We start from the raw sequence: 24,429 nt of genomic DNA, 5'->3' as shown, positions 1-24,429 counted from the left end.
TTACAAAGCTCAGCAGCCCTAGCATGAAGAGTCACGATGCTTTGTTGCGCAATCTAATGCAGAATGCTGGCATTACTGCCTGGAAAGAACTCCGAAAGAGGGCAAAGCTAGGTCAGGGTGCTCTTAATGCTTTACGCAACGGCCAAGCCGAAAAGCTAAAGCTGGCCGATCTGGATCGAGTGGCCACTGTCTTGGGTGTGCCGCTCTTGAGTCTAATTCAGGACTTTGGCACGACTGATACTCCATTCCCAGAATTTCAGGAAACCCTCCAGGAAGTACAGCGGCTGCGTAAACAGCTAGAGACGCAGGAAAAACATCTGCGCCATCAAATGCAGACTGAGCTTGTCGAGAAGCTTAAGCCCTTGCTGATACAATACCCCACCTTACAACAGGTTGTTGAGCGGCGACCAGATTATCCTGCTCAGCAAGTTTTGGCTTTGCTAGCCTCTCTTGGCAATTTGTTAGAAGATTGGCAGCTAGAACCCATTGGCCAGGTGTGGCAGCAGGTGGCCTACGATCCCGAAAGCCATCAAGCTGATGAAGATGATATTCAAGTGGGCGAGCCAGTTTATGTTCGATTTGTAGGATATCGGGCTAGGGATCAAGTTTTGGTTCGGGCCAAAGTAAGTCGCACCTTACCTTCCGTAGCAGTATGACGACACTCGCAATCGACTTTGGCACCTCAAACACTGTGGTCTGTGTCTATGAAAATCAAAAGCCTACCCTCGTAGATCTGCAGGGATTAACCCACCGCTACGACGGCAGCCCCCCTCTAACTCCCTCGGTTCTCTTTGTCGGCCAAAATCAGCAATTTTTGATTGGGGCACCTGCCCAGGCCAAACGGGATCCCAAGCGCCTATTCAAAGGCTTTAAGCGGGATCTCTCTCAACAATTCCAGCCGGCTCCAACCTATGTGGATGGACAGGCCTACACAGCCCAAGAGGCCACGCGGATCTTTCTGCAGCAGCTTCTTGCCAAACTCCAGGCAGAGGGCTGGCAGCCCGATAAGGTGATCTTGACCGTGCCGGTGGGAGCCTACGAGGGCTATTTGCACAACCTGCAAGAGGTGTTTGGCTCCCTAGGGATCCAACAGGTCGTGTTCCTCGACGAGTCCACCGCGGCTGCTTTGGGCTACGGGATCCAGGAGCCGGGATCCCTGATTTTGGTGATCGATTTGGGGGGCGGAACTCTCGACCTCTCTTTGGTCAAAATCTTGAAGCCAGAGCAGGGCACTGCTTACCGAGCTGAGGTCATTGCCAAAACTGACCGGGCCTATGGCTGTGGCGGCGTCGATATCGATATCTGGATTGCCGAATGGGTGCTGGAGCAGTTGGGCCGCAAGCGACAGCAGGTCCCGGCCAGCAGCTTCCAGGTTCTGTGCGAGGTTGCCGAGCGGCTCAAGATCCGCCTCTCCAGCCATTCTCAGGCCAGCGAGGCCTGGCTGGATGAAGACTCCTTTGAGACCCACACTTTAACGCTTCAGCGCGAGCAACTCCAGGAGCTGTTGGAAGAGCGCGGCCTGCTGACGCGGCTGAGAGAAGCCATCGATGAGGTCATCGAGAAAGCCCACAATAAAGGGATCTCTAAACGAGATATCCACCAGGTGGTGTTGGTGGGTGGCACCAGCCTCATCCCAGGAGTGCAGCATCAGGTCATTAGCCTCTTTGGCCGCGACAAGGTCAAGTACCACAAGCCGTTTGAGGCAGTGGCCCACGGCGCTCTGGCCTTCACCCAGTTTGCCCGCCTTCAAGATCATCTCCGCCATACCTATGCCCTGCGGCTCTGGAATCCCTATTTGCAGGCGCCCGACTTTTTCCCTCTCTTTAAGAGCGGCACGGCTTATCCTGCCACGGTGGAACTGCCTCCCTTGCAGGCCAACGCCAATGGGCAAAGCCACATCAACCTGGTGGTTGGTGAGATGGCCGAGGAAGGGGCAACTGAGGTTGTTTACGATCCCGACGGTCGGATGCAGATCCGCAACAGCACCGCAGCTTCTAGCTTTCGTCCCCTTGGGATCCACAACCAGCTTTCCATTCCCCTCAAGCCGCTAGGGCGGGTGGGAGTGGATCGTTTGCAGGTCACCTTTGCCGTCGATGCCGGGCGAACTTTGCGGGTAACGGTAGTAGATTTGCAAACTCAAAAGACCCTTATGCAGCAGCAGGTGGTTGGAAGGTTAACTTGAGGTTAGGGATGGCGGAAAACTTTGATCCTGTTCTGGGTGGACAGCAACCAGCCGGATCCGATCCGGTCATGGGAGGCTTGGTGGGCATTGAGCAAGCCCTGGGCAGTCCGAATCCCAAGGTGAGAATCCAAGCAATCAAGGGTGCTCTGAGGTACGGATCCAGAGGGGCCGAGCTTGTTATCCAAGCCCTGCGAAATGATCCCAACTGGGAAGTGCAGTTTGCGGCTTGGGAGACGCTGCTGGAATCGAAGGATCCGCAGCAGGTGCAGGTGGCAAAGTCCCATCGACTTCCCCTCCGACAGGTTGGAGGTGTCCGAGCAAGGTATAAAGCGGGAGAGCGGGATTTCCGCTGGGCCAAGCTGAGGGGGGCCAAGCTGAGGGGGGCCAACCTGAGCGGGGCCAACCTGAGCTGGGCCGACCTGAGCTGGGCCAACCTGAGGGGGGCCAACCTGAGCAGGGCCAACCTGAATGAGGCTGACCTAAGGGGGGCTGACCTGAGCGGGGCCGACCTGATTGAGGCCAACCTGAGCGGGGCCAACCTGAGCTGGGCCAACCTGAGCGAGGCCAACCTGAGCAGGGCCAACCTGAATGAGGCTGACCTAAGTGAGGCTGACCTGAGGGGGGCTGACCTGGGCAGAGCCAACCTGAACAGGGCCAACCTGAGCAGGGCCAACCTGATTGAGGCCAACCTGAGCCAGGCCAGCCTGAGCTTCTGGGCCAACCTGAGCAGGGCCAACCTGAATGAGGCTGACCTAAGGGGGGCTGACCTGAGGGGGGCTGACCTGGGCAGAGCCAACCTGAACAGGGCCAACCTGAGCGGGGCTAACTTGAGGGAGTCGGTTATTTCTGAAGCAACCCGGCTAGATCCCAAGTGGCGGTTAGTCTGGGAAATCGTCAACAGTCAGGCCGGCCTGAAGAACCTAAGCGGAGCTGACCTGAGCGGGGCCAACTTGAGCGGGAGCAACCTGAGCAGAGCTAGCCTGGGTGAAGCCAACCTATATGGAACCGACCTGCGCGACGCTAACCTAATTGAGGCCGACCTAAGCAGGGCCGATCTGCAAGAAGCTAACCTGGCTGGGGCTTACCTGATAGGCGCCAACCTGAGAGGTGCCAACCTCACTGGGGCCAACCTGAGCAGAGCTCGGCTCATTGGGGCTGATTTGGACGAGGCTAATTTGAGCCGGGCCAACCTAAGTGGGGCTGACCTAAGCTGGGCCAAGCTGTGGGGTACTCAACTTAGAGGGGCCAACCTAGCAGGTGCCAGGCTCAATCTTAGATGGGGATGGTTCAAAGATTTGACGGACACAATTCTCCCCGATGGGACACGCCATCCTTAGACTTTGTGGCCCCAAGGTTTGTAGAGAGTCGCTTGGAAGAATGAGGGAGGTGATTCAGTGGCCGAGAACTTCGATCCTGTTTTGGGGGGACAAGGGCCGGGTGGATTTGATCCAGTCATGGGTGGCCTGGTGGCTATTCAGCAAGCTCTAGCTAGCCCGGATCCCAAGGTGAGAATCCGAGCAATTAAGAGGGCTCTCCAATATGGCGCAAAAGGAGCGGATCTTGTCATCCAAGCCCTGCGAAATGATCCCAACTGGGAAGTGCAGTTTGCGGCTTGGGAGACGCTGCTGGAATCGAAGGATCCGCAGCAGGTGCAGGTGGCAAAGTCCCATCGACTTCCCCTCCGACAGGTTGGAGATGTCCGAGCAAGGTATAAAGCGGGAGAGCGGGATTTCCGCTGGGCCAACCTGAGGGGGGCCGACCTGATTGAGGCCAACCTGAGCCAGGCCAACCTGAGCCAGGCCAACCTGAGCCAGGCCAACCTGAGCCAGGCCAACCTGAGCGGGGCCAACCTGAGCTGGGCCAACCTGAGCGGGGCCGACCTGAGCGAGGCCAACCTGAGCGGGGCCGACCTGAGCAGGGCCGACCTGAGCAGGGCCGACCTGAGCTGGGCCGACCTGATTGAGGCCAACCTGAGCAGGGCCGACCTGAGCTGGGCCGACCTGATTGAGGCCAACCTGAGCCAGGCCAACCTGAGCAGGGCCAACCTGAGAAGGGCCGACCTGAGTGGGGCCAACCTGAGCGAGGCCGACCTGAGCCAGGCCAACCTGAGCTGGGCCAACCTGAGCAAGGCCAACCTCAGCGGGGCCAACCTGAGCGGGGCCAACCTGAGCAGGGCTGACCTGAGCGGGGCCAACCTGAGCGGGGCCGACCTGAGCAGGGCTGACCTGAGGGGAGCCAACTTGAGGGGAGCAAAGCTGGGTGGCACGAACCTAAAGGGGGCAAACCTATGGGGCGCAAAACTAAGTCCCGGCTGGGATCAATTCGCCGACTTGAAAGGGGCCATCCTCCCCGACGGAGCCATCCATCCCTAGCCTGATCCCTTGGCTACACTACCTACAGCCGCTCTCAGTGGATCCATGAGTCCCTCAGATCTCGCCTTTGCCAGCAATCACCAAGACATCCTCACACTGCTGGACTTAGTGGTTCGCGCCCGCTACCCTTTGATCTACCTGGTTACTCCCGAAGAAGCCCCGGCAGAGGAGCTCCTGCAAGTTCTAGCCGATTCCCTCAACCCCAAGCGCAAACTCCTAATCTGGGATATCGTCTCCGGCTGGTCAGATAACGGCCAAAACAAAGGCCAATTGATGCCTGCTCTGGGCCGCATCGGCGCCATCAAAGAGGACGAGGCGGTTATTTGTGTTCTCAAAGACCTAAACCCCACCCTGAGAAATCCGGAACGCTCGGACAATTACCCCGTCATCCGCTACCTGAAAACCCTGGCCAGAGAGAGCCGCCACAGCCGCAAGTCCATCATCCTCTTGGGCCAAGAAGCCGTTGTCCCTGCCGAGCTGCGCGAGGAAATTGTGGTCTATGATTTTCCCCTGCCCAGCATCGCCGAAATTGAGCGGATCATTACCCGCGCGATCCCTGCCCGTCAACTGGAGCTAAGCGGCCCGGCGCGGGAACAACTGGTTCGAGCCTGCCAAGGACTGACCCGGCAGCGCATTGAGCGGATCCTGGCCCGCGCCCTAGCCGCCAAGGGCAAGGTCAGCGAGGGCGATATTGACCTTGTTCTGGAAGAGAAAAAACAATACATCCGCCAGACGGAAATCCTGGAGTTTTACAACCCCTCCGAGACCTTGCAAAATGTCGGCGGCCTGGAAAACCTCAAAGCCTGGATTCGGCAGCGCCGCAACAGTTTTAGTGCCCAGGCCCGTGCCTATGGCTTGCCTAGTCCTAAGGGCATTTTGCTGGCCGGGATCCAGGGCACCGGCAAGTCTCTATGTGCCAAAACCATAGCCCGCGAGTGGCGCATGCCCTTGCTCAGGCTGGATGTGGGGCGACTCTTCGGCGGGATCGTCGGCGAAAGCGAAAGCCGCGTGCGCCAGATGATCCAAATTGCCGAAGCCATGGCCCCTTGTGTGTTGTGGATTGATGAGTTGGATAAAGCCTTTGGCGGCGTCAACAGCGAGTTTTCAGGGGATTCGGGCACCAGCAAGCGGGTCTTCGGCAACCTGATCACCTGGATGCAGGAAAAAACCAAACCCGTTTTTATTGTTGCCACCGCCAACAATGTCCGCGTCTTGCCCGCTGAGCTGCTTCGCAAGGGGAGGTTTGATGAAATTTTCTTTGTTAACTTACCCAACCAAAAGGAGCGGGAAGAGATTTTTCGAGTCCATGTCCAACGGCTACGGTCCAACCGAGTACGAGACTTCTCCTATACTGAGCTGGCCATGGCTGCAGAAGATTTCAGCGGGGCGGAAATTGAACAGACCATTTACGATGCCATGCACATGGCCTTTAATCAGGATCCACCCCGCGAGTTTACCCAAGAAGATATCCTGACCGCCATTCGCCAAACGGTTCCTCTAGCTGCCATCGCTCGTGAACAAATTCAAAGCTTGAAAGAATGGGCTGCCGAGTCAGGAGCACGTACCGCTTCCCAAGATCAAAAGTTGATTCAGGAGCTACGGACCATCGTCCAGAAGAGAGGGTTAGGCTACATTGAAGTTGATAGTCCCCCATCCTTTTCCTCTCCACCTCCTGCCTAAGCTGTTTTGGTCGGCTCGTTCCGAGTTGTGGCAGCTCCGTGGAAGTAGGCTTGCAAGCATTTTTTCCTGCAAGACGCGGAAAAACTCCGGTTGCCGCTCCGCTTGAATTTGCTGCCTGTGGATTAGCCCCCGTTAAATCCGTCCGGGGAAGCCGCCGATTGATCTGAGCTGCTCAGGTGGCCCCTTGTTGGATTAACTTCCGGCAGCTCCCAGGCAGGGCACTGGGATCGGATCCCGCACGTTAGCGTGCAGGACCGATGGTTTTGCACTTTTCGTATCCTTGACTACAGATTTTTTGGTAGGATTGATCGTGTAGAGGTACTGGTATGTAGAGCAGCCTTATGAGTGCAATCGCTGAAATGAGGGGGACAAGTCTCCTGGCCCGCCATCGCCAAAACATAGCAGCCTCCCTGGCCCGTCGTTTGGAAGCAGCTAGGGCGGCCAACAACACCCGCTTGATGGAGCTGCTGAAACAAGAAGAGCGGCAGCTGGCAGCCGAGTACGGCGGCAGGGATCCCTTCTCTTCAGCGCTCTTCAGAGGACTGCGCCATCTTTGGCAGAGCTTGAAGGAAGTCTTGGCGGCCTGCGATGAACTGCGGGTGCGGCAGTGGGTAGATGGCAGCGGCATGGTCTGGTGGTCTGTCCAAGACCCAATCACGGGAGAGCGCCTGTGTACCCATTCCGAGGGGGAGCTCATGGAGTGGATCGAGAAGCACCAGCGAGAGGATTAGTCTTCGCGGCTAGGACTTGCCTGAGCACCAATAGCCAGTGTTTCCCCTGGCGCTTCGTGCGTGTCCCAGTCTTTCCAGCTTGGGAGGAAGGGAACAAAAAGTTTCACGGCTAGGCCGGGGCAATGGCCACCTGAGAATCCAAATTGATAGGATTACGAAGACTCATCATCTGCTTTAGGGGTCCTGGGATGGTTTGGCAATTGTTGACTTGGCCGGCCCAAAGTTTGCTTTGGCTAGCAGAGCAGATCCAAGAACGCGCCGAAGCACAGCTGGATAGCAAAGAAAACCTGCAAAAAGAACTTACGGCCCTGCAAATTCAGCTAGATTTGGGAGAAATTGACGAAGAAACCTACGCCCGCCGAGAAGAGGAGATTTTATTGGCTCTGGAAGCCTTAACCCAAGCAGAAGGAGAAGCCGAAGCATAGAGTTCTGCCGGTGGGCCTGGAAGGGATCCCTCAGCATTGCAGGGGGGCAGAACATGGGAGAATGAGCTTCTGTACACCCCCGTCTTTCCTACCCTGGGCTGTTTTCAATGACTGAATCCCATGAAACCTTGGTGCTCCGCGACGAGCAAAACCAGCCTCTCAAGTGCGAGATCCTGCGGCAGGTGGTCATCGACGAGCAGACCTATGCTCTGGTGACTCCCGTTGATGCTGTGATCAAAGTGCTGGTTTGGGAAGGGGAAGAAGAACCCAGCCAAGCGGTGAACGGCGATGCCAACATGGAAGGGATCCTGGACGAGCCGGATCCCGAAGAGCTACAGGCTACCCTGCCCACCATCCAGGCTGTCTTGGGGGAGTTGAACCTCACCTTGCAGCAAAATGGCTTCGACATCCTCACGGTTCAGGGGGAATTGCCCCCAGTCGAAGAGGAAGATGTGTTCGAGCTGGGCGAGAGCGAGGAAGATGCCCAGGAGTTTCAACTGCTAGCTACCTTTTTCTACCAAGAGAAGAAATACGGCATCTTTACCCCCCTCGATCCCGTTTTGCTCTACGCCGCTCTGCCTGACGAAGGGGATCCCTACCTGCTCACCCCCGATGAGCCGCCAGAGCTTTTTGATCAGCTCTATGCCCTGCTGCTGGATCTCGATGAGGAATGGGAAGACGGAGATGACGAAGAAGATGAAGACGAAGATTAGGCGGTCAACCCCTTCTGTTCTGCCGAGTTGGATACTCCTGCCCAGCCAGTCGCCTCGGCGGTGCGGAGCACCATAGGGATAGAGGTGGTGAAACTACCCGGTAAAACTTGCCCAGAGTTTTTCACCAGCCACTCCAGACCCGTCTCAACATCTGTCGGGGGCGTCGGATCTGCGGGCCAAGGGTCAGAATAAGCCAGCCTCAGACCAGCCGCCTGAGCATTGCGTAGCGAAGGAGCAACAGGGATGCAGCCGGTTGATTTAACCACCCTGCGTGCTGTGCTGGCAGATCTAGCCCAGGGTAAGACAGGTCGGGATCCAGTGTTGCCTGCCCGCGTGGAATGGATCCAACAGACCGATCTGTGGACGGTGGTCATTGGCTTGCGCACCCTCACTGCCCGCCCCTGCCTGCTGTTGTGCTGGCATCCTCAGGCGGCCCGTCTCCACCTCTGTCAGCCTCCTCCCAAAGAGCCGGATGGCTTTCAATTTAGCCAGTTCCTCCAACGGCAACTGAAGGGTTTGGCTCTGACGGAGCTGGCTCTGCTGGAGGATTGGGAACGGGTGGTTGACTTGCGCTTTGCCCCTCGGCCCGGGGATCCCCCTTATCGCCATCTCTACCTGGAGGTGATGGGCAAGCACAGCAATGCCATTTTGGTGGACGAGGCGGGCATGATCTTGGCCAGTGGCCATGGGGTAAGCGAGCGCCAATCGCGAATCCGTCCAGTGCAGCCGGGCCTGCCCTACGAAGCTCCTCCGGCCCTAACCGACCCGATCCCGCAGCGATCCGAGCCCTTTTCCTGGTGGCAAGAGCGCGTCGCCCTGATCCCTGGCCCCATCGGCCAACGGCTGTTGCGCTGTTATCGCGGCCTCAGTCGGCATTTGGTGGAAGCGATGTGTCATCAGGCTGGGATCCCGCCGCAAACCCCCAGCGATCACCTCTCTGCCCAGGATTGGCAGGCACTGTTTGCCAGGTGGCAAGACTGGTTAACCCGTCTGGAAACAGGCCAGTTTGACCCAGCTCCCACTCCCCAGGGATACACCGTTCTCGGCTGGGCAAGCGGTGCCGTTCCCGTTAGCGGGACGGAGTCCCTGCAACAACCTTCTCGACTCAATCTGCACCAACTTCTGGAAGGCTACTACCAGGCTCAGCTTAACCGCGAACAGTTTGAGCGAGAGCGCCACCGTCTGCTGCAAAGGGTATCCACCCTGCTGAAAAAGCTCTATCAGCGGCGAGAGCAATTTGAGGCAATGCTGGCCGACTCCACCCAAGCGGAAGCCTCCAAGCAGGCTGCCGACTTGTTGATGGCCCACCTCCACCTCTGGCGGCCAGGGTTGCATCACATCGAGCTGCCGGATTTTGCCAGCGGCCAGACGGTCAAGATCCCTCTCGACCCCGAAAAAAATGCCATTCTCAATGCCCAAGCCTACTACCGCAAGCACCGCAAACAAAAACGGGCCCAGGATGCCCTCCGACCTTTACAAGAGGCGCTCGGCCAAGAGATCCTCTACCTCGAGCAGGTGGAAGCGTCTCTACAGCAGCTGGAAACCTATCGGGATCCCCAAGACTTGACCACCCTCAAGGAAATTGAGACCGAGCTGATTGAACAGCGCTACTTGGAGAGTCCCACTCGCAACAGCGGGACAGAGTCTCTGCGGGCGAGCTCAAAACATGCCTCACCGGCAACCTTCAACCCCCACCGCTTTACCAGCCCCAGTGGCTTCTCCATTTGGGTGGGGCGCAACAACCTGCAAAATGATCAGCTCACCTTTCGCGTGGCTCAGGAACACGATTGGTGGTTTCATGCCCAAGAGATCCCCGGCAGTCATGTGCTGCTGCGCTTGCCCCCCGGGGCTGTAGCAGAAAGCGAAGATCTGCAGGCGGCTGCTGATTTGGCGGCCCATTTCAGCCGCGGTCGCCTCAGCGAACAGGTGCCAGTAGTCTACACTCGCCCGAAACTGGTGTTCAAACCCAAGGGATCCCCGCCCGGCATGGTCGTTTACAAACAGGAGCAGGTGCTTTGGGGGCGGCCCAGCCATGCGCAGCTGCTCATTGCGTCAGCCCTTGGGCCACACTGACGCAACTGGTTACTTTGTTTCTGGCCAAGTGGGCAGGTTCGAGGCATTCAAGGGAGAACTTCGAGGGAGTAAGCGGCGCTGCGGCCATAGCGGCTGGGGTCGTACATTTCTTCTGCCAAAGCAGGAGCCACCTGGAATTGGCCGGGGATCTCCGGACGGAAGAGATAGACAAACTCATGGCGACCCTGCTTGAGCTCGGTGCTGAAAAAGGCCACGCGGTCATCCCGATTCTCTTGGCGGGTCCAAAACCAGTCCCACCAGTAGTCTGGGGCCAAGCCGGTGAACTCTCGCGGATCCTGGGAGGTGATCTCGGCGCCGCTGGGCAGGGGATCCTCGACCACCACGTAGTGGCTGTCCCGCTCGGCTTCCACCGTCAACCGGGCCAGGAGGATTTCTCCGGCCCTTACTGTGTCGCCAGGGCGCAGCGGCTGCTCTCGGTAGCGGATCTCCCCGTTGGGTTGGGGCTGGGGCTGTAGGCGGAAGTAGCTGCGGCTCACCGCAAAGCCTTGGGCTTGAGAGGGCAGAGGGTTGGGGACGAAGGCTTCTCCCCTCAAGCTGTAGTAAAGGGGGCCGGGGCCGGACTTTTCCAGGCGCAGGCTGCTCAGGTTCCCCACTTCTGCGTCAGCCCAATCCAGCCCATAGCGGGGATCCCCAGCGCCGGCCTGCCAGCGACCGAGAAGGGATCCGGTTGTCCCATCCAACACCCGCACCTCGCCGGGGCTGGGAAGCTGCTGCTGCTGGGCCTGGTAGTAGGCAGATAGGCCGAGGAGAGCATCGGCGGTGGCTTTGGTGGTGCGCCAGCGGTTGTTTTGCTGCTGCTGGAGAAGGGCCTCGGCAATCTGGGCAGCCCGGTCATCCTGCAAGCGAACGGCCAATTGCAAAAGCGGGCCGGCCACCTCCATGTCGTCGTAGGTGGAGCGCTCGTGGGTTGCCAAGGAAGAGGCAGCCGGGATAAACCAGCGCCCTTGGGGATCCTGTTGCCGCCGCTCCAGAACCTCATCCAGGGCTGCCTGGGCAAGATCCCTCTGGCCCAGTTGCAGGGCGGCCAGCCCTCGGTAGGCCAGGCCAAAGGTGGAGAGCCGCTCCGGCGGCGGCAGGTCGGCAGTTACCAAAGCGGGATCCCAGAGGGCCAGGCTGTAGGCGACAAAAGCCTGTAGATCCGGGGAGAGGGCTTGTGGCTGGGCCAGTTGAGCGGCCAGATAGTCCTGAGCGGCCAGATAGTCCAAGGCCTGCCGCACCCGCCACTCTTTGAGGGCATAGCCAGCAGCTTGGGCAAGGTGATACCCCTGCAGGATGTATCCGGTCAGATAGGGGTTGCTCCGGTCATAGGCCCACCAGCCCCAGCCCCCATCGAAGTTCTGGGATCCCTCCAGTCGCTGCAAGCCCGATCGAAGCACCTGGGGCAGCCGCTCCAGGGTTTGCGAGCGCAGGTTCAAGCCCAACTGCTTGCTGACTTGGGTGACGGCTAGGGCGGGCAAGAAGCGACTCAGGGTTTGCTCGGTGCAGCCGTAGGGGAACTCCACCAGGTAATCCAGCGGCCCCAGCAGGGTTGCTGCCGGGCTAGCGGCCAGTTCCAGGTGAAGCTGCCGGGATCCCGGCACCCAGGTGGCGGGCCAATCCAGCGATAAGTCAAGGCTGCCCTCCTGCACCCGACCCACCTGGGAGAACCGTTGCACAGCGCCGAAAGGCTGGCTGGGGATCCGCAGTTGCAACGCATCTTTCAGCCCATTCCCTTCCGCCCAGACCCGCAGAGAGGTATCTCCGGCCCCCAGAACCTGGAGAGGCCATTCCACCCGCCCCGCTCCTTGGGCCGGCACGGTGAGGCGTTGTCGTTCCGGGCCTTGCAATTTCAAGATCCCACCGGCAGGAACAGGAACTTCCAGCCCCACCTCCACCGCTTGGGCTTGACCCGTGCGGTTTTGCACAATGGCCGCCAAGGTGAGCTGATCCCCCACCCGGAAAAAGCGGGGAGCGGCCAAGCGCACCAACAGGTCTTTGCTGACTGAGACCGTGGCAAGAGCGGATCCCACCTGGGTGTCGGCAGTGGCAGCGCGGGCGGTCAAGCGCCAGGTGGTCAGGTTGTCGGGCCAGCGCACCTGCACCTGAGCCAGGCCATCGGCATCGGTGACCAGATCCGGGAACCAGGCGGCGGTATCGCGAAAGTCTTCCCGCACTTGGCCGGCCAGCTTGTCAGCACCGCCGGGATATTGCTGAGGGAAAGAGGTAGTGGTGGTAACTTGGTTGTACTGGCGCCCATAGAAGAAGCGGCGAATATCCGGGGTGAAGTCGGGTCGCAATAGGTAGAGGGCATTGTCCACAATCCCTAGGCCCACCTCGGCGCTCACCGGCTGCCCTTGGGCATCGCGGGTGCGGATTTGGATTTGGGCGGTCTCGCCCGGTCGATAGGTGGGTTTATCGGTTTGCAGCTCCACCTGCAAAAAGCGATCCAAGGGGGAGACCCGCAGCAGGGCCTCGCTTCGGTACAGCCGCCGCTCTGGGCCGATGGCAGTGGCAGTGACGTAGAGATTGGGACGATAGTCGCCGCGGATGGGCAGCCGCAGCGTGGCCGTATGCCCCTGGAGACGCAGCACCTGCACCTGGTGCAGCCGGGATCCCTCAATGCCCACCAGCACCGCCACATCCGGCAGCGGCGAGACTATCAGGATCTGGGCCTCCTCCCCCACCTGGTAGATCTGCCGATCCGCCACCACCTCCAGGCTGGGCAGGGATCCCCAACTTTGTAGGGGGCTGCCCGGCTCCACCACCCAGAGATAGTCCACCTCCTGCACCCGTTCGCGCCAGCGGTGCGGAGCACTTTGACGGCGGGGATCCCATGCCGTCAACCGCACCCGGTAGTCTCCCGGCTCCAGGTCGGCGGGCAGGTGGAGGTCGAGGCTGCCTTCCCCGTTGACAATCTGAAAAGGTTGCCGCAGCAGGGTATCTTGCCGTTGGTAGGTGCTGCTCTTGGGATCCCAGCGCCAGCGCTCCAGGCTCAACTCTCCGGTGGTGCTGACGGGGCGGCCATCGTAATCGCGGGCTTGCAGCCGGTAGGTGAGGGTATCCCCCGGAGCGGGCAGGTGGCGGTCGGCCTCGGCAAAGAGGGCAAATTCGCCAGCCGTGACCCAGGCCCGCGCCGTTCCGGTCACGGTGCGACGGCTGATATCGGTCACCTCCACCTCGATGCGCAACTGCTGCACCTCTTGGGGGCCCCAGTAGCTGTCTTCTTCCCAGTTGAGATCCTGCAGCAGGCGATCCAGGCGAAACTCCGCCCGCCCTTGGGCATCCGTCACCCCTTCTCCTTCCGCCACCAACTGGCCGTAGCCGCCGTAGTAGCCCTGCTCCTCTCCCAGGTCGTCGGCGAAATAGTCTTCCTCGGCAGAACGGGGCAACAGCCCATAGCGCAGGCTCCAGTCGGGGCTGCTGTAAACCCGGTAGCGGAGCTGGGCAGCGGCCACCGGCGCGCCGAAAAGATACTCGGCCTCCACCTGCACCTTCAGGGATCCCCCCCGCACCAGCCAAGGTCGGTCGGGCACCACCGCCACCTCAAACTCCGGCTTGCGGTAGGCTTCCACCTGAAAAGAGGTGTATTCGCGGCTGGATCCCTGAGGCCCTGACACCTGCCACTCCAGGCCGTAGCTGCCCAGGGACGCTTCTTCCGGCAGTTGAAACTCCCCATGGACACTGCCAAAAGCATTGGTGGCCAGGGTTTGTTCGCTCAACACATCCCCGTTGGGGGCCGTAAGGGTCAGTTGCACTGCTTGTCCTGGGGGGGGCGGCGTGAGGCGGGTTTGCTCTCGCACCAGGGCGCGGAAATAGACGGTTTGGCCAGGACGGTAGAGGGGACGATCCGTGTAGGCGTAGATCCGGTGGGGCTGGTTCCAGCCATAGGCATAGCTGCGGGACAAAGCCTGCAGGGTGTTGTCGGCGCTGCGGCCATAGACCACCAGGGAAGAACCCTCTCTCGCCGGCAGGCCAAAGCGGGCCAGCCCCTCTGCATCGGTGGTGGCCGTCAGGGGATCCCCCCACTCCCCGAAAACTTGGATCTGGATCCCGGCCAGGGGACGCAGCTCCCGCAGGTGCACCGCCTGCACCACCAACTGGCTGGCATCCTGCTTCTGGATGAGGCCGAGATCGCTCACCAAAAACCAATGGTCGGAACGGGGCAAGGGTGCAGCCGCATTCAGCGGCTCCCGGCCCTCCGCCTCCACCCAGTAGGCCCCCGGCGGCAGGATCCCCAGCTCCAAGGTTTGGGCTGTCCACCCCTCTCCCGCTCGTCGTGGCACCGGCTGCTGCCAACTGCGCACAAGCTCCCGCCGCAGGGTGGGATACAGAGCCGGATCCAAGGATCCATAGCCGGCATCCGCCAAATCTCGCAAGAGAGGGGATCCCTGCAGATCCGCCAGGGAAAAGCGATAGAGGCTAAGCTGCGCCGAGCCCAGGCTGGTGGCCCGCCACTGCAGCCGCGCCGGTTCTGCGGTCGTAAACACCTGGCTGGTGCTGTAGAGATAGAGACCGGGAGGCACAAGCTGAGGGCGCAAGGTGGGGATCCGAACCGTTGCCCCCTCCCGCACCAGAACGGATCCCTGGCTGCCCACCGTTTCCAGGCCGGATCCCTGCACCGTCACCTGGTATTCCCCAACAGGCAATCGATCCAAGCGATATTCGCCATCTGAGGCCAAGCTGGCGCTGCGCGTGACCGGGCCGGCGGCGATCACCCGGACGCTCTCCAGAGCTACCCCTGCCGGCAGCTCCACCCGTCCCGCCAGGGATCCCGTCGGCTGTTCGGAAAGCAGAACCGCCAGCCCTACCCCCAAAAACACCACCAGGGCCGCCAACCATCGCCTCAGCATGGGATCCCTCTCCTTTGTTGCTCCTACCCTGTGCCCTGGCCGCCCTGGGGGTTCAAGGGTCAGCCCAATCCACTACTTCACCAGCTCGAAGACGTTGAACATGGGCAGGTACATGGCCACGATAATGCAGCCCACCATACCGCCCAGGATCACGATCATCAACGGCTCCAGCAGGCTGGTGAGGGCGCGTACCGCCTCCTCCACCTCCAGCTCGTAGAAATCCGCCGTCTTCATCAGCATCGCGTCCAGCTCCCCTGTCTCTTCCCCCACGCTGATCATCTGAATGGCCATGACTGGGAAGACCTTGGCCTTGTCCAGAGCAGGGGCAATCTGCCCTCCCTCTGAGATGGATTGGCGGGCGGCGTCAATGGCGTTGGCCACCACCTGGTTGCCGGAGGTGTCGCGCACAATTTCCAAGGAAGTCAGCACCGGCACCCCGGAGCGGGTGAGAGCGCCAAAGGTGCGGCAGAAGCGAGCCACCGCCGACTTCTGGATCAGATCCCCGAAGATAGGGAGCTTGAGGGCCAGCGCGTCGATGGTCTCCTTGCCGGCAGGGGTGCGGTAAAAGCGCCGGAAAGCAAAATAGACGGCCCCTAGAAAGCCCACCAGCCCCAAGCTGTACTGGGGCGTGCGCAGGAACTTGCTGATGTTGATGAAAAACTGGGTAAAGGCGGGCAGCTCCCCACCCAAGTCGTTGTAGATGCTCTCAAACGTGGGCAAGATGAACAGCACCATGCCCAAGAAAATCAAGACAGCCAAGATCGTCACCACCACCGGGTAGGTCATGGCTGACTTGATCTGCTTCTGCAGGCGATCCATGTCCTCCAGCAGCTTGGCCAGGCGGTTGAGCACTTCGTCCAGCACGCCGCCCACCTCCCCCGCCTGCACCATGCTGCAGTAGAGGCCGTCGAAGGCGTCGGGATAAGGGCGGATGGAGTCGGAGAGGTTTTTCCCCGCCTCCACCTCCGCTCGGATAGCCCGCAGGTACTTTTTGAGTTTGGGGTTGCCGGTTTGCTCCTCCATGATGGTGAGAGAGCGCACCATCGACACGCCGGCGTTGATCAAGGCAGCGAACTGCCGGGAAAACACCGCCTTGTCGCGAATGTCGATGGATCCCAGCATTGAGAAATCGAAAGACGTATCCAAGGAGAAAAAGGGCTTTTCTTCCTGAATGTCCTCCTGTTTGGCGAAAATCCCATCTCGGCGCAGCCGTGCGCGGGCCTCGGTCAAGTTGTTGGCCACCACCGTCAGGCGTACCGGCTGACCGGCCTTTAACCCCCGAACCTTGTAGCGCGGCATGGCTGTACCCCCGGCTAGATCGCTCTAAATAACGAAATGGCTTTAAATGTTTCGCAGGTGCAAAAGAGAAGTCAGCCCAAACCTTGGGCAGATCAACAATCTCTCAGCTAGAGCTTAGCCACAAATCAAGTCAGCGGCTAGAGATCGGCAATGAACCCTCACCCCGGGATCCCAGCACTGCCTGGTGGCAACGAGGTTTAGCGACGGGTGGCAACTGCTGGTGGCCGCTGTTGCTGGGCAGCCGCGGCTGGCGAGGGCCCGGTAACGTTGCCCAAAAGCCGTTGCAACTCCTCGGGGCGAGAGGTCTTAGACATGGCCGTATCGAAGTCGATCTTGCCCTGTAGGTAAAGGTTAGCCAGATCTTGCTCCAGCGTTTTCATGCCCTGCTTGCCCCCCGTCTGGATAGCCGAGTAGATCTGGGCAGTTTTGCCCTCCCGAATCAGGTTGGCAATGGCCGGCGTCACCACCATGATTTCCTGCACCAGCACCCGTCCAGGCTCTCCTGGCTTGGGATTGAGGCGGCGGGCCAGAGTTTGGGAGAAGACGGCCTTGAGGGAGTTGGAGAGCTGCACGCGAATCTGCTGCTGCTGCTCGGGCGGAAACACATCCACCAAGCGATCCACCGTCTGGGCGGCAGAACTGGTGTGTACCGTGGCAAAGCAGAGGTGGCCCGTCTCGGCGGCGGTAATGGCCAACTGGATGGTCTCCAGATCCCGCATCTCCCCGATCAGGATCACATCCGGATCCTCCCGCATCGCTGCCCGCAGGGCATTGGCAAAACTCTTGGTGTCTTCCCCCAGTTGCCGCTGGTGGATGATGCTGCGAATGGGGGTGTAGATATACTCAATGGGATCCTCGATGGTGAGGATGTGCTCGGCCCGTTCGCGGTTGATCATGTCGATCATGGAAGCCAGCGTAGTCGATTTGCCAGATCCCGTTGGGCCGGTTACCAGCACCAAGCCCCGCGGCAGGCGAGCTGCTTCCTTACACACATCCGGCAGGCCCAGCTTGTCGATGTTGGGGATCTCAGAAGCCAGGGCCCGCATGGCGCAAGCATAGGTGCCGCGATCGCGGTAGACGTTCACGCGGAAGCGCCCGATCCCGCGCACCCCATAGGAGCAGTCCAATTCCCAGTTTTGCTCCAGCTGCTTGCGCTGGTTGTTGTTCAGCATGCTGAAGATCAACCGCTGCACCTCCTCTGCCGAGAGAGGCTCATGCTCTGTCGGCTCAAGGTGACCATTGATGCGGAAGTAGGGGGGCAAACCCGCCGAGATATGAATGTCGGAACCGCCCTTTTGGACGATTGCTTCCATGAGGTCTTCGATCATCAGTTGGGGCATAGGGTTGGGTTCTCCAAAGGCGAGTAGAACTGTCTATCAAAAGAGCCGCCGGCCAAAGCCATGTGAGAAAGGCAACTGTATAGGACTGTTATAGTCGGCACCCCAACATCGTCAAGTGCCAAGCCGACTTCCTAAAACTTCGGGGTCAGGCAATAGGGGCAGTCCATCCAGTCCACATGCAAGGCCGCGCCACAGTTGCGGCAGGTGCTGAGAGCCTTGGCACGGGCCTTCAGCTCGCTTTCCAGACCCTTGTCGGTGAGGGTCACCCGATCCACCTCCTCCAGCGTGGTGAGGCCCTGCTTCACCAGCATCAAACTGTAGGCCAGCAGGGTTTTCATGCCACTTTCCACCGCCGCTTCTTTGATCACCTCCGTGGGGGCCTCTTTGTTGATCAAGTCCGCAAGGCGGTCGTTCATGCGCATGAACTCGTATACCCCTACCCGACCTTTGTAGCCCACACCCCCACACTTCTCGCAGATGGGCTTGCCGGTGGCCTTGCGCTGCTCCACTTCTTTGGGGGAGAGCTTGTTGGCTTTGTAGAAGGTGAGCTGCTCGCCGTCGCCACTGAGGGTAAGGCCATAGCGGGCCAGCTCCTCCGGCGTGGGGTGGTAGGGGATCCGACATTCGGTACACACCCGGCGCATCAAGCGCTGGGCCAACACCCCCAGCAACGAGCTGGAGATCATAAATGGCTCGATCCCCATCTCCGTCAGACGGGCAATGGCGCCAGGGGCATCGTTGGTGTGCAGCGTGGTCAACACCAGGTGACCGGTAAGGGAAGCCTCGATGGCGGTTTTGGCCGTCTCGTGGTCGCGGGTTTCCCCCACCAGGATGACATCCGGGTCTTGCCGCAAGAAGGCCCGCAGGATCATGGCAAAGTCCATGCCCTTTTCTCGGATCACCTGCACCTGAGTGATCCCCGGCAGCGAGTATTCAATGGGATCCTCGGCAGTGCTGATGTTGATGCCCGGATCGTTCACCTCCGCCAGGGCCGAGTAGAGGGTGGTGGTTTTCCCGGATCCCGTTGGCCCGGTCACCAAGATTAGGCCAAAGGGTCGCCTGACAATCTCCTTGAAGCTTTCCAAGGTCTCTGGGTCGGTGATCAGCTTGTCCAGCCCCAGTTGGGTGGCGGAGTTGTCCAGAACCCGCAGCACGATCTTTTCCCCATAGCGGGAGGGCAGGGTGCTGACCCGAAAGTCCACCTTGCGCCCCTTGAAGACCCGCCGAATCCGCCCATCCTGGGGCATGCGCCGCTCGGCAATGTTCAAATTGGACATGATTTTGAAGCGAGCGGTGAGGGCAGGGACGATCTTCTTGGGAAAGTTTTCAAAAGCCTGCCGCAACACCCCATCTTTGCGGAAGCGGATGCGCAGGTATTCTTCTTGTGGCTCGATGTGGATGTCGGACGCCCCATCCTGCAGGGCCTTGACCAGGATCTGGTTGGACAGTTTAATAATCGGGGCATCATCTGCCGATTTGACCTGCTGCTCCAGGGATCCCTCGCTGGCCTCATCGGCAGCCACATCCTCAATAGCATCCAGATCGATTTCGGCAGTGTTGACCACCACCTCTTCTTCCTGTTGGGCAGCAGCCGCGTCGTTGATCCCCTTGATGGCCAGCAGCTCCGCCTGCGCATCCATGTAGCGGTTGATCAGGGTCTCGAAATCCCGCTGGGTGAAGACCCGCCGCTGCAGCTTCAGCCCCTGGATGCGGAAGCGCCGTTGAATGTCGTCCAGTGCCTGCAGGTTGTCTGGCTTGACCATCGCCACCGTCACCTGATTGTCTCGACGGCGAATGGGCAAGAACTTGTAGCGGTTGCAGATGTCGAGGGGCAAGATCGAGTCGATCAGCCCAATCATCTCGGAGATCTCCACCGGCTCCAGGTCGACATCCAGGGAGGGGATCCCGTAGATGATTTTCAGTTCAAAGAGCTGCTGCCGTTTGTAAGCCCGCTCCAGGTCAGGGGTGATCTCTTTGCCCACGATATCCTTGACCACCAGAGCCAGGGCCTTGCTGTTGCCCTCTCGATCCGCTTTGAGGGCGTTTTGGATGTCCTGGATTTGCTTATCGTCGGCAAAGCCCAGCTCCTTTAACTTGCGGCCAAAGGGGGTAATGCTGACGTTGGCGATGGCCAGAGCTTTGCTGGCAGCGCCGGCGCGGCGCGAGGTAAAGGGAGGGGAAGGAAGATCGCTCATGCTGGCGGGTCACCCACAATGCCTCTATTTCACTGCACTTGGCTGCTAAGGGTCAACGGTAAAGATACATAAGTCTGGACTTCCCAGAGGCCGCCAACCCTGGGCTTACTATGCCCCAACTCGGCTCAAATCTCGCATTCACATCCATCTCGTCCCCTAAGCCTCGCAGACCAGCGCTTGCGACCGCTGGGTCAAGTAAAGATTTTCGCCGTAATCGACAGGGCAGTCGATGAGGGTGGGCACCGGCTGCTCGAGGGCCTGCTTCAGGATGGGGATCAGGTCGGCAGCCTTTTCGACGCGGTAGCCCTTGAGGCCCATGCTCTCCGCCAGCTTGACGAAGTCTGGATTGCCGAACTTGACGAAAGCAGCCTCGTTGTATTGATTGTGTTGCTTCCACTCGATCAGCCCATAGCCGCCATCGTTGAAGATGAGAGTTACAAAGGGAGTGCCCACCCTGAGGGCAGTTTCCAGCTCTTGGCAGTTCATCATGAACCCTCCATCTCCGGTTACGGCCACGATGCGCCGGTCGGGATGCACCAATTTGGCGGCCAAGGCCCCCGGAATGGCGATGCCCATGGCGGCAAAGCCGTTGGAGATGAGACAGGTGTTGGGTTTGTCACAGTGGTAGAGGCGGGCCATCCACATCTTGTGGGCACCGACATCGGAGATGACGATGTCTTCGGGTTCCAGGACTTGGCGCAGGTCGTAGATCAGCTTTTGGGGCTTGATCGGGTAGCTCTGATCCTGGGCATAGCAGGTGTACTCGCGGACGATGTTCTGCCGCAGGCTGAGGCCATAGGGATCCGGCTTGCCCGTGCGATCGCAGCGGCGCAGGATCTCCATCAGGGAGTCGGAAATGTCTCCCACCACCTCCACTTGCGGAATGTAGCTGCTGTCGATTTCTGCGGGCAGGGCGGCGATGTGAACGATGGGGATGGTGCCGTCGGGGTTCCATTTCTTGGGAGAGTACTCGATGAGGTCGTAGCCGACGGCGATCAACAGATCGGTGCGGTCGAAGCCACAACTGATCAGATCCCGCTGTTGCAGGCCAACGGCCCACAAGGACAAGGGATGGGTGTAGGGGATCACCCCTTTGCCCATGAAGGTATTGGCGACGGGAATATTCAGGCGGGTGGCAAATTCGGTGAGGGCGTTGCTGGCTTGGGCGCGAATGGCTCCATTGCCGGCCAAAATCAAGGGGTTGCGGGCGCGGGAGATCAGGGACGCCGCTTCGTTCAGGCTTTGATAGGAGGCGTAGGTTTTGTCCAGGCGATCTCTCCTCAAGGGAGTGCCGCTGGCTTCCATGGCGGCGATGTTTTCCGGCAAGTCGATGTGGACGGCCCCGGGCTTCTCGGTTTGGGCCAATTTGAAAGCCTTGCGCACGATCTCCGGGGTGATGCTGGGGCGGACGATCTGGGCATTCCACTTGGTGACGGGGGCAAACATGGCCACCAAATCCAGGTATTGATGGGATTCGATGTGCATGCGGTCGGTGCCCACTTGGCCGGTGATGGCCACTAGGGGTGCTCCATCCAGGTTGGCATCGGCAACTCCGGTCATCAGGTTGGTGGCGCCCGGCCCCAAGGTGGAGAGACACACCCCCGCTCTGCCCGTCAGCCGGCCATAGACATCGGCCATGAAGGCGGCCCCCTGTTCGTGGCGGGTGGTGATAAACCGAATCGAGGAGCGGCGCAGGGCTTGCAGGACTTCCAGGTTTTCTTCGCCAGGAACGCCGAAGATGTACTGCACCCCCTCATTTTCCAGGCAGCGAACCAGCAGTTCGGCGGTATTCATGGTGGCAAGGGTATGGAGAACGGTGGATCTGGATCCCACCATAGACGGCGGACGGGGCAAGGGATAACTTGTTTTCTGGGCTTGGGGACGGGGGCAGGCTGGGCTGGGAACCAAGCTAAGCTCAAAGGGGCGGCCCAGGCCCAATTGCCCCTCCAAGCTTCCTCTTCTGGAGATGCCCATGCGGCTCTACGTCGAACCTTTCACCGTTCACAAGCGCTACGCCTTGACCATCAGCCGAGGTACCCACAGCGATACAACCTTGGCTTGGGTGCGAATTGAGGAGGAGGGAGTTGAAGGGTGGGGAGAGGCTTGCCCTTTTTCGGTGAGCGACGACTACCACCAGTCTCTGGACGACATCCTGATGGGCTTGGACGTGGCCAAAGGGATCCTGCGCCGCCATTCCCCCTGGGAGCGACAGCCAATCGAGGCAGAACTGCTGCGGGCCGGGATCCCTTCGGCAGCGCGGGCAGCGGTGGATATGGCCCTGCACGATTGGATGGGCAAACGGCTGGGGAGGCCCCTGTGGCAGTTGTGGGGGCTGGATCGCTCCCGCATTCCGCCCACGACGATGACGATCGGCATCTCCACCCCGCAGGCGGCCCGCCAGCGCGCCTTGGCCTGGATGGAACAGACCCAAGCGCGGGCCTTTAAGATCAAGCTGGGCAGCGGCTCAGGACTGATGGCGGATCAAAACATGCTGATTGCTGTACAAGAGGTGATCCCGCTGGGATCCCTGATTACAGTGGATGCCAACGGCGCTTGGACGGTGGAGCAAACCCTGAGCATGAGCAACTGGCTGGCGGGGCAAGGGGTGAGCTACCTGGAGCAGCCTTTGGAGAGGGGGCAGGAAGCGAAGCTGATCACCCTCTGGCACGAGTCGAAGCTGCCCATTTTTGTGGATGAGAGCTGTATGGACAGCCGCGATATCCCCCCTCTGGTGGATCGCGTCCACGGGATCAACATTAAGCTGATGAAGTGCGGAGGCCTCAGCGAAGCCTGGCGCATGATCCACACCGCCAAAGCCCACGGCCTGCAGGTGATGTTGGGCTGCTACAGCAACACAGCTCTGGGGAATACAGCGGCAGCCCACTTGGCTCCCCTGGTGGATTACCTGGACTTGGATAGCCACCTCAACCTCATCGACGATCCCTTTGCCGGGGCCATCCTGCAGGACGGCTGCCTGCTCCCCACCGACCGACCGGGTTTGGGGGTAGAGCTGCGGGAGGAATAATGGGAAGGCCGGAATCCCTGTCCAGCGAAAGTCGCGTGGCCATCCTGCTCCACGGGGGGTTGCTGGGGGAGCATGGGAAAACGGGGCTGGGGCTGCTGCGCTACGGCTCTTTCCCGGTGGTGGCGGTGATCGACCGGGAGCAGGCGGGGGGATCCCTGGCCCATCTGACCGGAATTGCCAAAGACATTCCCATCGTGGCCTCGGTGGAGGAGGCGCTGGCCCACCGGCCTGAAGTTCTGGTGATTGGGATTGCCCCTTCAGGGGGGCAGTTGCCGCCAGCATGGCGGGAGGAGTTGGGCCTGGCCCTGCGAGCTGGCCTATCTCTGGTGAATGGGCTGCACACGCCTTTGGCCGAGGATCCCCAGTTTCGGCAGTGGTTGCATCCGGGGGCCTGGATCTGGGATATTCGCCGCGAGCCCCCCAACCTGTCGGTGGGGAAAGCCCTGGCCCGCACCCTGCCCTGTAAACGGGTGTTGACGGTGGGCACCGACATGAGCGTGGGCAAAATGTCCACCAGCCTAGAGCTGCACCGGGCCAGCCTGAGGCGGGGCCTGCGCTCCCGCTTTTTGGCCACCGGGCAAACTGGGATCCTGATCGGCGGCGAGGGGATCCCTTTGGATGCGGTGCGGGTGGACTATGCCAGTGGGGCGGTGGAGCAACTGATCATGCGCTATGGCTCTGACCACGACATTCTGCACCTGGAAGGTCAGGGATCCCTGCTCAACCCCGCCTCTACGGCCACCTTGCCTCTGTTGCGTGGATCCCAGCCCACCCACCTTATCCTGGTACACCGCGCCGGCCAGACCCACATCAAGGGGATAGACTACGTGCCCATCTCGCCCTTACCCAAGGTGATTGAGCTGTATGAGCAGGTGGCAGCGGCTGCCGGGGCTTTTGCCCCCGCGCCCGTGGTGGGGGTTGCCCTCAATACCTTCGGCTGGGAGGAAGAAGCAGCCCTAGAGCAGATCCGCCGGGTGGAAGCCGAGACCGGACGGCCCTGTACGGATGTGGTGCGTTTTGGGGCGGATCCCTTGTTGGAGGCAATTTTGGCGGCAGGATAACTCAGTTTGCAGACAGCGGATCCACTCCCATTGTCCATCTGGGAAAAACTCATCATCTTCAACAGGTGAGCGATTCAGATGGTTCCCGGTGCCGTTGTCTTCTCTGAGATGCGATCTCCTCAGCCAGGTATTCTCGATCCAAGTCGCTCCCATTGGCCGGGGGCCAGGAACTGGGCTTGCTCCGTGTTCAGAGAAGAGCATGACTCTAGTCAATAATAAGCTCAACTATACTGAAAATAATGTATAATATGTTCAGTACGGATTACTACCAGTTGATCTTTCTGTTTACTTTCGAGTCTGCCAACATGGTAGCCAAAGCAAAGCAGAAAATTGGTAGTAAGACGACACGGAAACTGCGCTTTGGGTATTCTACTCAAAGCTTTGCGGGATACCGCCATTCTGTTTGGAAACAAACAGAATGCCATCGCTGCATAGTTGAACAGTGATGTTCAGCAGTGTTCAGCGTAAATGTATCAGGCCTTC

General features: G+C 59.9%; 16 protein-coding genes. 11 read left to right on the top strand and 5 right to left on the bottom strand.

Features of this window, described 5'->3' with window-relative positions; genetic code table 11:
• Positions 1 to 23: 23 nt before the first annotated feature.
• The 9 genes from ACVWZU_RS04340 to ACVWZU_RS04300 all read left to right on the top strand — a co-directional run bounded on the left by ACVWZU_RS04340 (position 24) and on the right by ACVWZU_RS04300 (position 10,176).
• On the top strand, positions 24 to 656 hold the full coding sequence (locus ACVWZU_RS04340) for a helix-turn-helix domain-containing protein (protein ID WP_457443551.1): 633 nt from the start codon (positions 24 to 26) through the stop codon (positions 654 to 656).
• The gene (locus tag ACVWZU_RS04335; RefSeq protein WP_457443549.1) at positions 653 to 2,182 is read left to right on the top strand and encodes an Hsp70 family protein; all 1,530 of its coding nucleotides are present in this window, start codon (positions 653 to 655) and stop codon (positions 2,180 to 2,182) included. Before ACVWZU_RS04340 ends, ACVWZU_RS04335 begins: the two co-directional genes overlap by 4 nt.
• An 8-nt stretch (positions 2,183 to 2,190) precedes the next feature.
• Complete coding sequence (locus ACVWZU_RS04330; protein ID WP_457443547.1) at positions 2,191 to 3,519, top strand: pentapeptide repeat-containing protein; 1,329 nt, start codon at positions 2,191 to 2,193, stop codon at positions 3,517 to 3,519.
• 57 nt (positions 3,520 to 3,576) lie between these two features.
• Positions 3,577 to 4,554, top strand: coding sequence for a pentapeptide repeat-containing protein (locus tag ACVWZU_RS04325; protein WP_457443545.1), 978 nt, complete (start codon positions 3,577 to 3,579; stop codon positions 4,552 to 4,554).
• Positions 4,555 to 4,599: 45 nt separating this feature from the next.
• A complete protein-coding gene (locus tag ACVWZU_RS04320; protein WP_457443543.1) occupies positions 4,600 to 6,234 on the top strand; it encodes an AAA family ATPase in 1,635 nt (544 codons plus the stop codon).
• A 341-nt stretch (positions 6,235 to 6,575) separates the two neighbouring features.
• Entirely contained in the window at positions 6,576 to 6,965 is a 390-nt protein-coding gene (locus ACVWZU_RS04315; protein ID WP_148202750.1) for a hypothetical protein, read from the top strand.
• Positions 6,966 to 7,153: 188 nt separating this feature from the next.
• Complete coding sequence (locus tag ACVWZU_RS04310; protein WP_011433717.1) at positions 7,154 to 7,390, top strand: gas vesicle protein GvpG; 237 nt, start codon at positions 7,154 to 7,156, stop codon at positions 7,388 to 7,390.
• A gap of 107 nt (positions 7,391 to 7,497) precedes the next feature.
• On the top strand, positions 7,498 to 8,103 hold the full coding sequence (locus tag ACVWZU_RS04305; protein ID WP_011433718.1) for a DUF3727 domain-containing protein: 606 nt from the start codon (positions 7,498 to 7,500) through the stop codon (positions 8,101 to 8,103).
• 243 nt (positions 8,104 to 8,346) lie between these two features.
• Positions 8,347 to 10,176 (top strand): Rqc2 family fibronectin-binding protein, encoded by a 1,830-nt coding sequence (locus ACVWZU_RS04300; RefSeq protein ID WP_457443541.1) that lies wholly within the window; start codon positions 8,347 to 8,349, stop codon positions 10,174 to 10,176.
• Positions 10,177 to 10,223: 47 nt separating this feature from the next.
• On the opposite strand, the gene ACVWZU_RS04295 is transcribed toward ACVWZU_RS04300, so the two are convergent.
• From ACVWZU_RS04295 to ACVWZU_RS04275, 5 genes are all read right to left on the bottom strand, one after another.
• A complete protein-coding gene (locus ACVWZU_RS04295; protein ID WP_457443539.1) occupies positions 10,224 to 15,026 on the bottom strand; it encodes an alpha-2-macroglobulin family protein in 4,803 nt (1,600 codons plus the stop codon).
• 72 nt (positions 15,027 to 15,098) lie between these two features.
• Entirely contained in the window at positions 15,099 to 16,325 is a 1,227-nt protein-coding gene (locus tag ACVWZU_RS04290) for a type II secretion system F family protein (RefSeq protein ID WP_457403363.1), read from the bottom strand.
• Between the two features lie 197 nt (positions 16,326 to 16,522).
• On the bottom strand, positions 16,523 to 17,665 hold the full coding sequence (locus ACVWZU_RS04285) for a type IV pilus twitching motility protein PilT (protein ID WP_414352159.1): 1,143 nt from the start codon (positions 17,663 to 17,665) through the stop codon (positions 16,523 to 16,525).
• Positions 17,666 to 17,796: 131 nt separating this feature from the next.
• Entirely contained in the window at positions 17,797 to 19,860 is a 2,064-nt protein-coding gene (locus ACVWZU_RS04280) for a GspE/PulE family protein (RefSeq protein WP_457443537.1), read from the bottom strand.
• A 156-nt stretch (positions 19,861 to 20,016) separates the two neighbouring features.
• Entirely contained in the window at positions 20,017 to 21,654 is a 1,638-nt protein-coding gene (locus ACVWZU_RS04275; protein WP_457443567.1) for an acetolactate synthase large subunit, read from the bottom strand.
• A 178-nt stretch (positions 21,655 to 21,832) separates the two neighbouring features.
• Between ACVWZU_RS04275 and ACVWZU_RS04270 the strand changes: the two genes are divergently transcribed.
• Positions 21,833 to 22,885 carry a dipeptide epimerase gene (locus ACVWZU_RS04270; protein ID WP_414342327.1) on the top strand — a complete coding sequence of 351 codons (1,053 nt, stop codon included), beginning with the start codon at positions 21,833 to 21,835 and terminating at the stop codon, positions 22,883 to 22,885.
• Positions 22,885 to 23,946 carry a DUF1611 domain-containing protein gene (locus ACVWZU_RS04265; protein ID WP_457410730.1) on the top strand — a complete coding sequence of 354 codons (1,062 nt, stop codon included), beginning with the start codon at positions 22,885 to 22,887 and terminating at the stop codon, positions 23,944 to 23,946. Before ACVWZU_RS04270 ends, ACVWZU_RS04265 begins: the two co-directional genes overlap by 1 nt.
• Positions 23,947 to 24,429: the final 483 nt, after the last annotated feature.

The organism is Thermostichus sp. MS-CIW-26 (genome assembly GCF_054059115.1).
This window is presented reverse-complemented; position numbering and strand designations above follow the sequence as displayed.